Annotated in this window: 9 protein-coding genes and 1 rRNA gene; 9 read left to right on the forward strand and 1 reads right to left on the reverse strand. The window is 61.5% G+C overall.

The annotated features are described in order from the left end of the window. The first annotated feature begins 67 nt into the window (after nucleotides 1-67). The 7 genes from rrf to DTP52_RS10980 all read left to right on the forward strand — a co-directional run bounded on the left by rrf (nucleotide 68) and on the right by DTP52_RS10980 (nucleotide 12,058). A 5S ribosomal RNA gene (gene rrf, locus DTP52_RS10950) occupies nucleotides 68-183 on the forward strand. A 156-nt stretch (nucleotides 184-339) separates the two neighbouring features. Further along, the gene (gene recC, locus DTP52_RS10955) at nucleotides 340-3,792 is read left to right on the forward strand and encodes an exodeoxyribonuclease V subunit gamma (protein ID WP_109753397.1); all 3,453 of its coding nucleotides are present in this window, start codon (nucleotides 340-342) and stop codon (nucleotides 3,790-3,792) included. Then, entirely contained in the window at nucleotides 3,789-7,478 is a 3,690-nt protein-coding gene (recB, locus tag DTP52_RS10960; RefSeq protein ID WP_109753398.1) for an exodeoxyribonuclease V subunit beta, read from the forward strand. The genes recC and recB overlap by 4 nt, the downstream gene beginning before the upstream one ends. Then, on the forward strand, nucleotides 7,475-9,571 hold the full coding sequence (gene recD, locus DTP52_RS10965; protein ID WP_109753399.1) for an exodeoxyribonuclease V subunit alpha: 2,097 nt from the start codon (nucleotides 7,475-7,477) through the stop codon (nucleotides 9,569-9,571). The genes recB and recD overlap by 4 nt, the downstream gene beginning before the upstream one ends. Nucleotides 9,572-9,710: 139 nt before the next feature. Beyond that, nucleotides 9,711-10,286, forward strand: coding sequence for a YfiR family protein (locus DTP52_RS10970; RefSeq protein WP_109753400.1), 576 nt, complete (start codon nucleotides 9,711-9,713; stop codon nucleotides 10,284-10,286). Beyond that, nucleotides 10,283-11,551, forward strand: a complete 1,269-nt coding sequence (locus DTP52_RS10975; RefSeq protein ID WP_109753401.1) for a diguanylate cyclase domain-containing protein — start codon at nucleotides 10,283-10,285, stop codon at nucleotides 11,549-11,551. The genes DTP52_RS10970 and DTP52_RS10975 overlap by 4 nt, the downstream gene beginning before the upstream one ends. Before the next feature lie 3 nt (nucleotides 11,552-11,554). Beyond that, nucleotides 11,555-12,058, forward strand: coding sequence for an OmpA family protein (locus tag DTP52_RS10980; protein WP_109753402.1), 504 nt, complete (start codon nucleotides 11,555-11,557; stop codon nucleotides 12,056-12,058). Here the strand turns inward: DTP52_RS10980 and DTP52_RS10985 are convergent. Further along, nucleotides 12,055-13,002, reverse strand: coding sequence for a LysR family transcriptional regulator (locus DTP52_RS10985; protein WP_109753403.1), 948 nt, complete (start codon nucleotides 13,000-13,002; stop codon nucleotides 12,055-12,057). The two genes, DTP52_RS10980 and DTP52_RS10985, sit on opposite strands and share 4 nt — an antisense overlap. Nucleotides 13,003-13,140: 138 nt before the next feature. On the opposite strand from DTP52_RS10985, the gene DTP52_RS10990 reads away from it, so the two are divergent. Both DTP52_RS10990 and mmsB read left to right on the forward strand, forming a co-directional pair. Next, nucleotides 13,141-14,667 carry a CoA-acylating methylmalonate-semialdehyde dehydrogenase gene (locus DTP52_RS10990; protein WP_109753404.1) on the forward strand — a complete coding sequence of 509 codons (1,527 nt, stop codon included), beginning with the start codon at nucleotides 13,141-13,143 and terminating at the stop codon, nucleotides 14,665-14,667. A 10-nt stretch (nucleotides 14,668-14,677) separates the two neighbouring features. Continuing rightward, nucleotides 14,678-15,565 carry a 3-hydroxyisobutyrate dehydrogenase gene (gene mmsB, locus DTP52_RS10995; RefSeq protein WP_109753405.1) on the forward strand — a complete coding sequence of 296 codons (888 nt, stop codon included), beginning with the start codon at nucleotides 14,678-14,680 and terminating at the stop codon, nucleotides 15,563-15,565. Nucleotides 15,566-15,592 lie beyond the last annotated feature (27 nt).

Below are 15,592 nucleotides of genomic sequence, written 5' to 3' on the forward strand. Positions count from 1 at the left end.
CACACAAATCTATCGCATACCCATTCGCTGGCACGTGACCGCAAGGCACGCACCGGCTACCGAATTTCTTGACGACCATAGAGCATTGGAACCACCTGATCCCATCCCGAACTCAGAAGTGAAACGATGCATCGCCGATGGTAGTGTGGGGTTTCCCCATGTGAGAGTAGGTCATCGTCAAGATTAAATTCCGAAACCCCTATCTGCTGACGCAGGTAGGGGTTTTGTTTTGCCCGCAGGAAAGTTCGTACGAGCATCGCGGACAGTTCCCGGCTGTCACAGCCCACCGACAGTGCTAAGGTTCTGCCCTAGCTTTTTGCATTTTCAAGGATGCCTTTCATGCCGGACGCAACATCCCTTAGCCCAGCTTTCATGGTGGTTCACGGGAATCGCCTTGATGAATTGCGCAGCCTGGTGATCAGCTTGATGCGGCGCTATCCGCTGGCCCCCCTTGAAAATGAAATCGCACTGGTACAGAGCAACGGCATTGCTCAATGGCTCAAGCTCGCGCTGGCTGAAGACCCGGAAGACGACGATTCAGGCGGCTGCGGTATTGCGGCTGCCATTGATGTGCAACTGCCGGGCAGTTTCATGTGGCAGCTTTATCGAACAGTCCTGGGACGTGATGAAATTCCGGCCAAGTCCCTGCTGGATAAGGCCCCGCTAACCTGGCGCCTGATGCGGCTGCTGCCGCAGTTGATCGAGCAGCCTCATTTCGAACCTCTGCGACGATTCCTCACCCACGACACTGACTTGCGCAAGCGTTATCAACTGTCCGAGCGTCTTGCCGATCTGTTTGACCAATACCAGGTGTACCGGGCCGACTGGCTTGAGGATTGGGCTGAGGGGCGACACCAGACAAGAAATGTCCGAGGCGAAATCAAACCGCTCGCGCCGGCAAATTGCTGGCAAGCGGAACTGTGGCGAGCCTTGTTGCTTGATGTGGGAGAGCAGGGCATGGCGCAAAGTCGTGCCGGTGTTCATCAGCGCTACATCGAACGTATCAACAGCCTGGAAGTCGCTCCAAAAGGCCTCCCCGCGCGGGTCATCGTGTTTGGTATTTCTTCATTGCCTGCCCAAGTCCTCGAGGCGCTCGCTGGTCTTTCCCGGTTCAGCCAGGTTCTGCTATGTGTGCATAACCCATGTCGTCATCATTGGGCGGACATTGTCGCCGACAAGGACTTGCTGCGTCATCAATACAAGCGCCAGGCACGCAAGGCTGGCATGCCCGTCGTCCTCGATCCGCAAACCCTGCATCAACATGCCCATCCGTTACTGGCTGCCTGGGGCAAACAGGGACGCGACTATATCAACCTGCTCGACAGCTACGATGATCCCAACAGTTATCGCTCTGTATTTCGCGATGGGCGAATCGACCTGTTCACTGATGGGACCCCCACGACCCTTCTCAGCCAGTTGCAGGATGACATCCTGGAGCTACGCCCCCTGAACGAAACCCGGGAACACTGGCCTGTCGTCGATACGGAGCGGGACGGCTCGATCCGTTTTCATGTGGCTCACGGTGCCCAGCGTGAAGTTGAAATTCTCCACGACCAATTGCTGGCCCACTTCAGCGCGGATCCGACCCTGCGCCCACGGGACATCATCGTCATGGTCCCGGACATCGACAGTTATGCGCCGCACATTCGCGCGGTGTTCGGCCAGCTCGACAGGAACGACCCTCGTTTCATTCCATTCACGCTGACCGACCAGGGCCAACGTGGACGTGATCCGCTGTTGATCGCCGTCGAGCATTTGCTCAAGCTGCCGGACAGTCGTTTCCCGGTCAGCGAAATCCTTGATCTGCTGGATGTCCCCGCGTTGCGCGAACGGTTTGGCATTGATGAGGCCGACCTGCCGACTCTGCATCGTTGGATCGAAGGGGCAGGCATTCGCTGGGGGATGAGCGCCGAACACCGTGCCGGGTTGGGCCTGCCCGCAGAACTTGAGCAGAACAGCTGGCATTTCGGCCTGCGTCGTATGTTGCTGGGGTATGCCGTCGGCAGTTCAAACGCTTATGAAGGCATTGAGCCCTATGACGAGATCGGAGGCCTGGATGCGGCGTTGATCGGTCCCCTGGTAGCTTTGCTGGATGCCCTGGAAGTCGCCCATCAGGAACTCACCCGGCCGGCTTCACCGCAGCAATGGGGGGCACGCCTGCAAGACCTGATGCAGTTGTTTTTCCAGGCGAGCAACGAGCATGACGACTATCTGCTGGCCCAACTTGAAGACTTGCGTGAAACCTGGCTGGAAACCTGTGAGTCGGTGGGGCTGCACGATGAATTGCCGCTGACGGTGGTGCGTGAGGCATGGTTGGCCGGGCTGGATCAGGGGCGACTGTCCCAACGTTTCCTGGCCGGGGCAGTCAACTTCTGTACCTTGATGCCGATGCGCGCGATCCCCTTCAAACTGGTGTGCTTGCTGGGGATGAATGATGGGGATTACCCACGCGCCCAGCCACCCCTGGATTTCGATCTGATGGGCGGCGATTATCGCCCGGGCGATCGTTCCCGGCGCGAAGATGATCGTTATCTGTTGCTGGAGGCCCTGCTTTCGGCCCGGGAAAAACTGTATATCAGTTGGGTTGGGCGCAGCATTCGCGACAACAGTGAGCGACCGGCATCGGTGTTGATTGGCCAACTTCGGGACCATCTCGCCAGTGGTTGGCGGCTGGCAGATGACAGTAAGAGTCTTCTCGATGCCCTGACCCAGCAGCACCCGCTGCAACCGTTCAGTGCGCGTTATTTCCATCAAGGCGATGAGCTGTTCAGTTACGCCAGCGAATGGCGGATGCTCCATGACGCTTGCGATCACACCGACAAGAACCAGGTGCTGGAACCCTACGTTCAGGAAGAACCTTTGGGCCTCGGACAGTTGCAGGATTTCCTGCGCAATCCAGTCCGCCATTTCTTCAGTCAGCGACTGAAGGTGTTCTTCGAGGCCATCGAAGCGCCTCTGGCCGATGACGAACCTTTTGTGCTCGATGCGCTGCAACGCTACAGCCTGAGTGACAGCTTGCTTGAAGCGGCCCTGGTACGCCTGGACCAGCCGGATCTTGCCCTCACCGCCCACGCCCAAAGGCTGCAGAACAGTGGCTTGTTGCCTATGGCCGGTTTTGGTGAGTGCCTGCAACGCGAGTTGATCGAGCCCTTGCCGGATCTGCTCCAACGTTACCAGCAGCTTTTGGCGTTATGGCCGACACCCTCGGCCAGCGCTGTGCCAGTCAGCCTGCAATTGCAGGGCGTGAATGTCGAAGGTTGGCTCAGCGGCTTGCACCAACGCTCCGACGGTGCGGTCCTCGCCATCACCGCCATACCCAACAGCATCGGTTCTACCAAGACCCGTAAATGGCATCGCCTGATACGACCCTGGGTCAATCATCTCGTGGCCTGCGCTAACGGCTTGTCGTTGACGACGGCGCTGGTGGCCAGTGATGACAGCTTGCTGCTGGCACCTTTTGAAGAGCCTGTCGCACAAAAGTTGTTGGGCGACATGCTGCAGGCCTGGCAGGCCGGTATGCGCCAGCCGCTACCGATCGCAGTGAAGACGGCTTTCGCCTGGCTCGGCCAGAGTGATCCGGTCAAGGCCGGAGCGGCGGCTCGCAAAGCCTATGAAGGCGATGGCCAGACGTTTGAAGGCGAGCGGCGGGAAAGTCCGGCCCTGGCTCGACAGTTTCCTGATTTCGATGCCTTGATGGCTGACGAAACATTCCCCGATTGGTGCGATGCGCTTTACCGACCCTTGCTCGAAGCTCCATGGCGTTCTTTGGTCGGCGAGGAGGCCCGTTCATGAGCCGGCAGACACCATTGGCACTGGCGTTCCCGCTACGAGGCAGCCAACTGATCGAGGCCAGCGCCGGGACCGGCAAGACCTTTACCATCTCGGCGCTGTACTTGCGACTGGTACTGGGGCATGGCGGTTCGGCGGCCGGTTTTGGCCGCGAGCTGCTTCCACCGCAAATCCTGGTCGTGACCTTTACGGACGCCGCCACCAAAGAGCTGCGTGAACGAATTCGCACCCGTCTGGCCGAAGCTGCACGTTACTTTCGTGAAGAAATTCCAGCCCCGGATTCGCTGATCGCCGAGCTGCGTGACGAATTCGATGCAGGGCAATGGCCCGGTTGTGCGAATCGGTTGGATATCGCCGCGCAATGGATGGACGAGGCCGCTGTCTCGACCATCCACAGTTGGTGCCAGCGCATGTTGCGTGAGCATGCCTTCGACAGCGGTAGCCTGTTCACCCAGACCTTGGAAACCGATCACAGCGAGTTACTGGGCGAGGTGTTGCGCGATTATTGGCGGCTGTTCTGCTATTCGATGCAAGGCGAGGCGCTGAACTGGGTGCGTACCCATTGGGGCGGGCCGGCGGCGCTGTTGCCACGGGTGAGGGGGTTGTTTTCCAGCGAGCGTGGCGACGCTGACGAGCTTGAGCCTGCCGAACTCATCGCTGCCTCCCTGCAGGAACGTAGTGCCGCCTTGCTTGATCTCAAGGCGCCGTGGCGGCAATGGGCGGTGGAACTGCTGGAGATCTGCCAGCAAGGCGTCGCCAGCAAGTCTGTCGATGGGCGCAAGATGCAGGCGCGTTACTTCGAACCGTGGTTTCAGAAGATCACTGCCTGGGTGGATGACGAAAGCCTTGAACTGCTGGATATCGGCACCGGGTTCACACGGCTGACCCCCGAGGGCATGGCCGAAGCCTGGAAAGGTGAAGTGCCCAATCATCCCGGGCTGGACGCCATGGCCGGTCTCAAGGCCAGCCTGGAGGCGTTGCCCACGCCGGATGCCGCGGTGTTGCAGCATGCCGCGCAATGGGTCGGGGCGCGCTTCGAGGCCGAGAAACGGCGCCGCGCCGAGATGGGCTTCGATGACATGCTCCTGCGCCTCGACACGGCTCTGCAGGCCGACGGTGGCGAGCGTCTGGCGAGCCTGATCCGCGAGCAGTTTCCGGTGGCGCTGATCGATGAGTTCCAGGACACCGACCCGGTTCAGTACCGGATCTTCGAAAGCATCTACCGCATCGAAGACAATGACCCGGAGACCGGGCTGTTCCTGATCGGCGATCCGAAGCAGGCGATCTACGCTTTTCGCGGTGCCGACATCTACACCTACCTGCGCGCTCGCGAAGCCACTGCTGGCAGGCTGCATACGCTGGGCAGGAATTTCCGTTCCAGCCACGCCATGGTGGGTGCGGTAAACCATATTTTCCAGAATGCCGAGTCCCGTCCAAAGGGGCGCGGGGCCTTCCTGTTCCGTGAACCTTCGGGCGAGAACCCGGTGCCGTTCCTGTCCGTTGAATCCCAGGGGCGCAAGGAGACCTTGCAGATTGCGGGACAGGCGGTGGCGGCACTGAACATCTGGCACCTGTCGTCGGACCAGCCGCTTTCCGGTGCGGTGTATCGACAGTCGATGGCGGCCGCCTGCGCCAGTGAGATCACGACGTTGCTCAACGGCGGCCAGTCGGGACGCGACGGCTTTACGGTCGATGGAGAAACGCTGCGAGGTTTGCGCCCGGCGGATATCGCCATCCTGGTGCGCGATGGGAAAGAAGCGCAGGCCGTGCGAGACGAGTTGTCCGCGCGGGGCGTACGCAGTGTCTATCTGTCCGACAAGGATTCGGTCTTTGCCTCGCAGGAAGCGCGGGATCTGCTGATCTGGCTCAGGGCCTGCGCTGAACCGGATGCCGAACGACCGCTCCGGGCAGCCCTGGCCAGCATCACGTTGAACCTCTCGCTGACGGAACTGGAGCGTCTCAATCAGGATGAGCTGGCCTGGGAAGCCCGGGTCATGCAGTTCCGCGGTTATCGTACGGTCTGGCGCAGCCAGGGCGTGCTGCCCATGTTGCGGCGCCTGTTGCATGACTTTGAGCTGCCCCAGGCCCTGATGGCGCGCAGTGATGGCGAGCGGGTGCTGACCAACTTGCTGCACCTTTGCGAACTGTTGCAGCAGGCCGCCGGTGAATTGGATGGCGAGCAAGCCTTGATCCGGCATTTGTCCGAGCACCTGGCCTTGTCCGGACAGGCGGGAGAAGAGCAGATCCTGCGCCTGGAAAGCGATGAGCAACTGGTCAAGGTGGTCACGATCCACAAGTCCAAGGGGCTTGAGTATCCGTTGGTCTTTTTGCCTTTCATCTGTTCGACGAAACCGGTGGACGGCAGCCGATTGCCGTTGCATTACCACGATGAGACCGGCAAGGCGCAGATCAGTCTCAAGCCCACCGCCGAATTGATCGCCAAGGCCGATGACGAGCGTCTGGCCGAGGATCTGCGGCTTCTCTATGTGGCCCTGACTCGCGCACAGCATGCCTGCTGGCTAGGTGTCGCGGATCTCAAGCGGGGCAGCAACAACCGCTCGATCCTGCATGTGTCCGCGCTGGGTTATCTGTTGGGAGGTGGTGCGCCGTTGGCCGAGTCGATGGAACTGGGGCGTTGGTTGGCCGACCTGCAACAAGGTTGCGTCGCGGTAAGTTGCCAGCCAATGCCCGCAGCCACCGACGAGCACTATCGGCCGCCGCGCAACGAAGCAGTGTTGCGCGAGCCCTTGGTGCCCTTGCGAAAAGCCAGCGAAAACTGGTGGATCGCCTCCTACAGTGCCTTGCGCATCGGCGAAAGCCTGAGCGAAGGCAGCGATACCGCGCCAGAGAGTCCGCAGGCCCAGAAGCTGTTCGACGATGAACGACTGGACCCGGACGCGCCCAGGGAAGCCCTCGCCGTGGGGGGCGACATCCATCGCTTTCCCCGTGGTCCTAACCCCGGCACTTTCCTGCATGGCTTGCTGGAGTGGGCCGCTGGGGAGGGTTTTGCATCTGAGCCAGCGGATATCGAGGATGCCATCGCCCGACGCTGTAATCGCCGAGGCTGGAAAGGCTGGATCCCGACGTTGAGTGACTGGCTGCAGCACTTGATCAAAATGCCCATGCACGTCGGCAATGACCAGGCGCCAGTGGTGCTCGAACAGCTGACCCGGTTCCAGGTCGAGATGGAGTTCTGGTTCGCCAGCCACAAGGTCGATGTGCAAAAGCTTGATCAGTTGGTTTGCCGGTTCACCCATGGCGGTGTGGCTCGCGTCGCTGCGGAACCGGTGTTGCTCAATGGCATGTTCAAGGGCTTCATCGATTTGACGTTCGAGCACGACGGTCGGTATTACGTGGCCGATTACAAATCCAACTGGCTGGGTGTCGATGACATGGCCTACACCGTACAGGCTATGGAACAGTCGATCCTGGACCATCGCTACGACCTGCAATACGTGCTGTACCTGTTGGCCCTGCATCGCCAGCTCAAGGCCCGGCTTCCCGATTACGACTACGACCGGCATGTCGGCGGCGCGTTGTACCTGTTCCTTCGCGGTACCCGCTCATCCAGCCAGGGTGTGTATTTCACCAAGCCGCCACGGGCATTGATCGAACAACTGGATCGCCTGTTCCAGGGCGCGCCCGAACCCAAGGCCGAGCCGGCGTGGGTACAGGGGGAATTGCTATGAGTCGTTCTTTTGCCGACTTGCTCCCCAAGTCGTCCGACGACGAGAGCCTGGTGGCGCTGGCGCCCTTGAGCCGTGCAGACGACCTGCTGTTGTTACTGACGCGCTGGGTCGAGCGCGGCTGGTTGCGTGCCCTGGACAAGGCGTTCGTGGCGTTCCTCCATGAGCTGGCGCCTGACGATGATCCATTGGTCCTGCTCGCCGCTGCGCTGACCAGTCATCAACTGGGCCACGGGCATGTTTGCCTGGACGTGTTCGAAACCCTCAAGGAGCCGGACTTCGCCCTGTCGCTGCCCCCCGAGGGTGACCTGCAGACTGGCGTGATGCTGTTGCCATCGCAAATATTGCAGACCCTGGACGGCGCCCATTGGTGCAAGGCCTTGGCCTCCAGCCGGCTGGTGGCCCTGGCTGCGGATGGGAGCGAAGAGGCGCAGCAGCGGCCATTGGTGCTGTCCGGAAAACGTCTTTATCTACGTCGTTACTGGGGTTATGAGCGGCGGATCGATGAGGCGTTGCGCCAGCGGCTTAGCGAAAATGAAGCGGCGCCCGGTGACCTGCGCGAGCGTTTGGACGGGCTGTTCGGAGCGGCCAATGCCAATGGTCCGATCGATTGGCAGAAACTGGCCTGCGCGCTGGCAACCCGTGGGGCCTTCAGCATCGTGACTGGTGGCCCGGGCACCGGCAAGACCACTACCGTGGTGCGTCTGCTGGCGCTGCTGCAGGCACCGGCCGTCGAGGCCGGGAAGCCGCTGCGGATTCGCCTGGCCGCGCCGACTGGCAAGGCGGCGGCACGCCTGACCGAGTCCATCAGCCAGCAGGTCCGGACCCTGGATGTGGACGACGTTGTGCGCGAACGGATTCCTTGTGATGTGACGACGGTCCATCGTTTGTTGGGCAGTCGGCCTGGTACCCGACATTTTCGCCACCATGCGGGCAATCGGTTGCCATTGGATGTGCTGGTGGTCGATGAGGCGTCGATGATCGACCTGGAGATGATGGCCAATCTGCTGGATGCATTGCCGGCCCACGCACGGTTGGTGTTGCTGGGGGACAAGGACCAGTTGGCCTCTGTGGAGGCCGGTGCGGTGCTGGGGGATTTGTGTCGAGACGCCGAGGACGGCTGGTACAGCCTCCAGACCCGAGCCTGGCTTGAGTCGGTCAGTGGTGAAAACCTGGCGACCAGTGACCTGCAGCAGGATCTTGATGGCACTCATCCCCTGGCACAGCAAGTGGTCATGCTCAGGCATTCCCGGCGCTTCGGCGAAGGCAGCGGGATCGGCCAACTGGCTCGCTGGGTCAATCAGCAGCAGCCTGAAAAGGCCCGTCAGTTGCTCAAGCAGGGGCAGCATGCCGATCTGTTTTCCCTGGCGTTAACGGGCGAACACGACGCGAAGCTGGAAAATCTGTTGCTCGGAGGCCGGCCAGAAGGGCCGCAAGGCTATCGGCATTACCTGAGCCTGCTACGGCAGCGACGCCCGGCGAATTCTCGCCCGCTGGAAGACAGTTGCTGGGCCGATTGGGCCCGGGAAGTCCTGGCGGCTTTCGACGAATTCCAATTGCTCTGCGCGGTGCGTAAAGGCCCGTGGGGCGTCGAAGGACTGAACCAGCGCATTACCGCCGCATTGCTCAAGGCCCGTCTTATCGATAGCGATCACCAGTGGTACGAAGGACGCCCGGTGCTGATGACCCGTAACGACTATGGGCTGGGATTGATGAACGGCGATATCGGTATTGCCCTCAAGTTGCCCGAGCGTGACGGCCCCGATGCCGGCAAACAGGTCTTGCGGGTCGCGTTCCCGCGCAACGACGGCCAGGGCGGTGTGCGTTTCGTCCTGCCCAGCCGCCTGAATGATGTGGAAACCGTGTATGCCATGACGGTGCACAAATCCCAGGGCTCGGAATTCACCCATACTGCGCTGATTCTCCCGGACGCGCTGAACCCGGTATTGACCAAGGAACTGGTGTACACCGCCATTACTCGGGGCAAGCAATGGTTCAGTCTGATAGAGCCGCGAGCGGGTGTATTCGAGGAGGCGGTCCGGCGCAAGGTCAAGCGTTTGAGCGGGTTGATGCTGGAGCTGGAGCAGGCTGACTGAACCATCAGCTTTTATTGATTCATGCCCCCGTCGCAATTTCGCCTGTACCGTTCCGAAGTCTACGTAACACGCTGTCTCGCTGGCTTTTTGGCACTGTGCTATCGTTCCGGCACTTATCGCTTGGATCAAGAGACTTTCCATGAAGGTGCCTGTACGGGAGGCAGTGCGCAGCAAGGGCTGGGGGCATTTTCTGCTTGCCGGCCTTTTGTGTCTGCTGTCGCCTGTCGCACTTACCCAGGAACAGGCAACCACGACCCAGGCCGAGCAGCGGGCCGAAGCGGTGACCCAGGTTGTGTTGGGAATCCTCAGCTACGCCCGTTGGCCTGTGGAGCCAACCCAGCTGCAACTGTGCATTGTCGGACCCACCCAATACACCGACGATCTGGTCAAGGGCACTACCCAGGCCACGGGGCGGCCGGTGACTGTGCAGCGGCTGCTGGCCGATCATCCCGATATCGCCACTGAGTGCAACGCGGTCTACATCGGCCGGCTGACCAACGATGAACACACCCGTCTGTTTGCGTCCTTGATCGGCAAGCCGGTGCTGAGCATCAGCGAAGGCGGCGACCAGTGCACAGTGGGGAGCCTGTTCTGTCTACGGGTCGGCGATGAACAAGTGTCTTTCGAGGTCAACCTCGACTCGGTGGCACGCAGTGGCGTGCGCATCCATCCGAGTGTGCTGCAGCTTTCCCGCCGCAGGCCCGCAGCGCCATGAAACAGCGCAAACCAAAGGTCCGTCCCACCCTGGGTTCGGTCATCGGTCGCGGTCATCTGATCGTCGCCTTGGTGGCCATTACCATGGCCAGTGTTTCCCTGACTTTGCTCGGCCTGCTGGCGTTGCGGGTCTATGCCGATCACAACCTGCACCTGATCGCCCGTTCGATCAACTACACCGTGGAAGCCGCCGTGGTCTTCGATGACCCGGCCGCGGCCACCGAAGCTCTGGCCTTGATCGCTACCACCGAAGAAGTCGCCGATGCCCAGGTGTTCAATGAACATGGCCGTCTGTTGGCGCGCTGGCAACGACCGGAAACCGGCTTGTTGTCGGAACTGGAAGTGCACATTGCCAAGGCATTCCTGGAAAAGCCCATCAGCCTGCCGATCGTCCACCAAGGGCAGAGCATAGGTCGCATCGTGTTGGCCGGCCATGGCGGCAGCCTGTTGCGTTTTTTGCTCAGTGGCCTGGCGGGGATCATCCTGTGCACGGCGGTGAGTGCCTGGGTGGCGCTTTATCTGGCGCGGCGCCAGTTGCGTGCGATCACCGGGCCGCTGCGCAGCCTGGCCGAGGTGGCCCACGCGGCACGCAGCGAGCGAGCCCTGGAACGGCGCGTGCCGCCGGCCGCGATCGCCGAACTGGATAACCTGGCCAATGACTTCAACGCCCTGCTCGATGAACTGGAGTCCTGGCAGACCCACCTGCAAAGTGAAAATGAAAGCCTGGCCCACCAGGCCAGTCACGACAGCTTGACCGGCTTGCCGAACCGGGCGTTTTTCGAGGGCCGGCTGATTCGCGCCTTGCGCAATGCCAGCAAGCTCAACGAGCAAGTGGCCGTGCTTTACCTGGACAGCGACCGGTTCAAGGGGATCAATGACAACTTCGGTCACGCCGCCGGTGACGCGGTGTTGACGGCCGTGGCGACCCGAGTCCGGGCACAGTTGCGTGAAGACGACTTGGTCGCGCGCCTGGGGGGCGACGAATTCGCCGTGTTGCTGGCGCCCTTGCACAAGGCCGAGGACGCCGAGCTGATCGCTGAAAAGATCATCGCCAGCATGGAAATGCCGATTCAATTGCCCGGTAATGCTTCAGTGCTGACCTCCCTCAGTATCGGCATTGCCGTTTATCCCGATCATGGTGCCACCCCGGGTACCTTGCTCCACGCCGCCGATGCGGCGATGTACCAAGCCAAACGCCTCGCCCGAGGCGGACAACATACGGCGGGCTCGGATCATCCCGTCGCTGATCTTCACACCAGGAGCTGACTCGTGCGTTCATACCCTCAATTTTTCCTGCGCTGGTTCGCGGCGCTTTTCTTGCTCGCCCTCCTGGCACTGGGCGGTTGCCAGACGGCACCGCAGAAAGGCCTGACGCCGGCGCAGATTACTGTGCTCAAACAGCAAGGCTTCGAATTGACTGACGATGGCTGGGCCTTTGGTCTGTCGGGCAAGGTGTTGTTTGGCAGCGATGTGGAAAATCTCAACCCGGCCAGCACCGAAATCGTCGAGCGCATTGGCAAGGCGCTGCTGGGTGCGGGAATCCAACGGGTACGCGTCGATGGCCATACCGATGCGTCGGGCTCCCAGGCCTACAACGAACAACTGTCGATGCGCCGGGCCGCCAGCGTCGGCAAGGTGCTGACCGGCGTTGGCATGCGCGAAGAAAACGTCCAACTGCGCGGCCTGGGCAGCAGCAAACCCGTCGCCTCCAACGACACTGCCAGCGGCCGCACCGAAAACCGCCGCGTCGCCATCGTGGTCATCGCCGATTAATCGGCGAACACCATCTCCCGGCTTTCGCCCATCAGCAGTGGCTGATTCTGTTCAGTCACCTCGCGAATGTAATCCCACAACAACGTAATCCGCTTGAGCTTCCTCAAGTCCTCCCGGCAATACATCCAGAACTGCCGGGTGACGGTGATTTCCTCCGGCAACACTGGCAGCAGCCGTGGATCCTGGGCGGCGAGGAAGCACGGCAGGATCGCCAGCGAGCGGCCTTGCTGGGCTGCGACGAATTGCGCGATCACGCTGGTGCTGCGCAGGTGGGCGTGGGCGCCGGGCAGGACGTTGGCCAGGTAGAGCAGCTCGGAACTGAACGCCAGGTCGTCTACGTAGCTGATGAATGAGTGCTGGCCCAGGTCGGCCGGGCGCTGGATGGGCGGGTGGTTGTCCAGGTATGGCTGGGTGGCATAGAGCTGCAGCCGGTAGTCACATAGTTTGCAGCACACGTATGGGCCATGTTCGGGGCGTTCGAGGGCGATGACGATGTCGGCCTCGCGCTTGGACAGGCTGATGAAGTGCGGCAGCGGCAGGATGTCTACTGAAATGGCCGGGTAGGCGTCGACGAAGTGGCTCAGTTGCGGGGTGATGAAGAAGCTGCCGAAGCCTTCGGTGCAACCCATGCGCACGTGGCCGGACAGCGCGACCCCCGATCCTGAAACCTGTTCGCAGGCCATGTGCAGGGTGCTCTCGATCGATTCGGCGTAACCCAGCAGGCGCTGGCCTTCGGCGGTCAGGACAAAGCCGTTGGTCCGGGACTTTTCGAACAGCAACGTGCCCAACGAAGCCTCCAGCGAACTGATGCGGCGCGACACCGTGGTGTAGTCGACGGCCAGGCGCTTGGCCGCCGTGCTGGCCTTGCGGGTGCGGGCCACTTCGAGGAAGAACTTGAGGTCGTCCCAATTCAGCGACCCCAGGGAGGTGATGTTTTTTTGCATGATGGACCGGCTTTTATGTGCATTCTTATTAGAAGTTTGCACATCTATACTCCAAAAACCGTCTCATCACCAACGTGCTCCTGCATCTTGGTCTTTGCTGAACCAGCGCTCTCTATAAGAACAATCCCGGAGGCCAGCATGAACATTTCCCTTACGCCCAGCGACACCACCCTGCAAACCGTCAGACTGCTGATCGATGGCGAGTGGGTCGAGTCCCAATCCAGCGAATGGCACGACATCGTCAACCCGGCTACCCAGCAAGTGCTGGCAAAGGTTCCGTTCGCCACAGCCTCGGAAGTCGATGCCGCCATTGCCGCTGCCCAGCGTGCTTTCCAGACCTGGAAACTGACCCCCATCGGCGCGCGGATGCGCATCATGCTCAAGCTCCAGGCGTTGATCCGCGAGCATTCCAAGCGCATCGCCGCCGTACTGAGCGCCGAGCAGGGCAAGACCATCGCGGACGCGGAGGGTGATATTTTCCGTGGCCTGGAAGTGGTCGAGCACGCCTGCTCCATCGGCACCCTGCAGATGGGTGAGTTCGCCGAGAACGTTGCCGGTGGCGTCGACACCTACACGCTGCGCCAGCCGATCGGTGTGTGTGCGGGCATTACCCCGTTCAATTTCCCGGCGATGATTCCGCTGTGGATGTTCCCGATGGCCATCGCCTGCGGCAACACCTTCGTGCTCAAGCCCTCGGAACAGGACCCATTGTCGACCATTCTGCTGGTGGAACTGGCCATCGAGGCCGGCGTACCAGCCGGTGTGCTCAACGTGGTGCACGGTGGCAAGGACGTGGTGGATGCGCTTTGCACCCACAAGGACATCAAGGCGGTTTCCTTCGTCGGCTCGACGGCGGTCGGCACCCACGTGTATGACCTGGCGGGTCGCCATGGCAAGCGCGTGCAATCGATGATGGGCGCCAAGAACCACGCGGTGGTGCTGCCCGACGCCAATCGTGAACAGACCCTCAACGCTCTGGTCGGGGCCGGTTTCGGCGCGGCGGGCCAGCGTTGCATGGCCACTTCCGTGGTGGTGATGGTGGGCGCGGCCAGGCAGTGGCTGCCGGAGCTCAAGGCCCTGGCACAGAAGCTCGAGGTCAATGCCGGCAGCGAGCCGGGCACGGACGTCGGCCCGGTGATTTCCAAGCGGGCCAAGGCGCGGATTCTCGAGTTGATCGAGAGTGGCGTGCAGCAAGGTGCGAAGCTGGAGCTCGATGGCCGTGGCGTCAGCGTGCCGGGCTTCGAGCAAGGCAACTTCGTCGGCCCGACCCTGTTTTCCGGCGTGACTACCGACATGCGCATCTACACCGAAGAAATCTTCGGCCCGGTGCTGGTGGTGCTGGAAGTCGACACCCTGGACCAGGCGATTGCCCTGGTCAATGCCAACCCGTTTGGCAACGGCACTGGCCTGTTCACCCAGAGTGGCGCGGCGGCGCGCAAGTTCCAGAGCGAAATCGACGTCGGCCAGGTGGGCATCAACATCCCGATCCCGGTACCCGTGCCGTTTTTCAGCTTCACCGGTTCCCGCGGTTCGAAACTCGGCGACCTCGGTCCGTACGGCAAACAGGTGGTGCAGTTCTACACTCAAACCAAGACCGTGACCGCGCGCTGGTTCGATGATGACAGCGTCAATGACGGTGTGAACACCACCATCAACCTGCGTTAAGGAGCCGGACATGAAGATCGCATTTATCGGCCTGGGCAACATGGGCGCGCCCATGGCGCGCAACCTGCTCAAGGCTGGCCATTCGTTGAATCTGTTCGACCTGAACCAGACGGTATTGGCCGAGCTGGCGGCGCTGGGCGGCACGATCAGCGCATCGCCGCGGGATGCGGCCCAGGGCGCCGGGTTGGTGATCACCATGTTGCCGGCCGCTGCCCATGTGCGCAGTGTCTGGCTGGGTGAGGACGGCGTGCTGGCCGGCATTGCCGCCGGTACGCCGGCTGTGGATTGCAGCACCATCGATCCGCAAACCGCCCGCGACGTGGCGGCTGCCGCTGCGAAGCAAGGGGTGGCGATGGCCGATGCGCCAGTCTCCGGCGGCACCGGCGGTGCGGCGGCGGGCACGTTGACGTTCATGGTTGGCGCCACGGCTGAGCTGTTCGCCACCTTGCAACCGGTGCTGGCGCAAATGGGCCGTAACATCGTGCACTGCGGTGAAGTGGGCACCGGGCAGATCGCCAAGATCTGCAACAACCTGCTGCTGGGGATTTCCATGGTCGGCGTCAGCGAAGCCATGGCCCTGGGCGATGCCTTGGGGATCGACACCCAGGTGCTGGCCGGCATCATCAACAGTTCAACGGGCCGTTGCTGGAGTTCGGACACCTACAACCCATGGCCCGGCGTAATCGAAACAGCACCGGCGTCCCGTGGCTACACGGGTGGCTTTGGCGCCGACCTGATGCTCAAGGACCTGGGCCTGGCGACCGAAGCCGCGCGGCAGGCCCATCAGCCGGTGGTGCTGGGGGCGGTGGCGCAGCAGTTGTATCAGGCGATGAGCCAGCGGGGCGAGGGCGGCAAGGACTTTTCGGCGATTGTTAACAGCTATCGCAAGCCGCAATAAGCGCGACGATATCGACGAGCTTTTATG

This window comes from Pseudomonas sp. 43mfcvi1.1 (genome assembly GCF_900115935.1).
In the GTDB taxonomy this organism is placed as follows: Bacteria; Pseudomonadota; Gammaproteobacteria; order Pseudomonadales; family Pseudomonadaceae; genus Aquipseudomonas; species Aquipseudomonas bijieensis.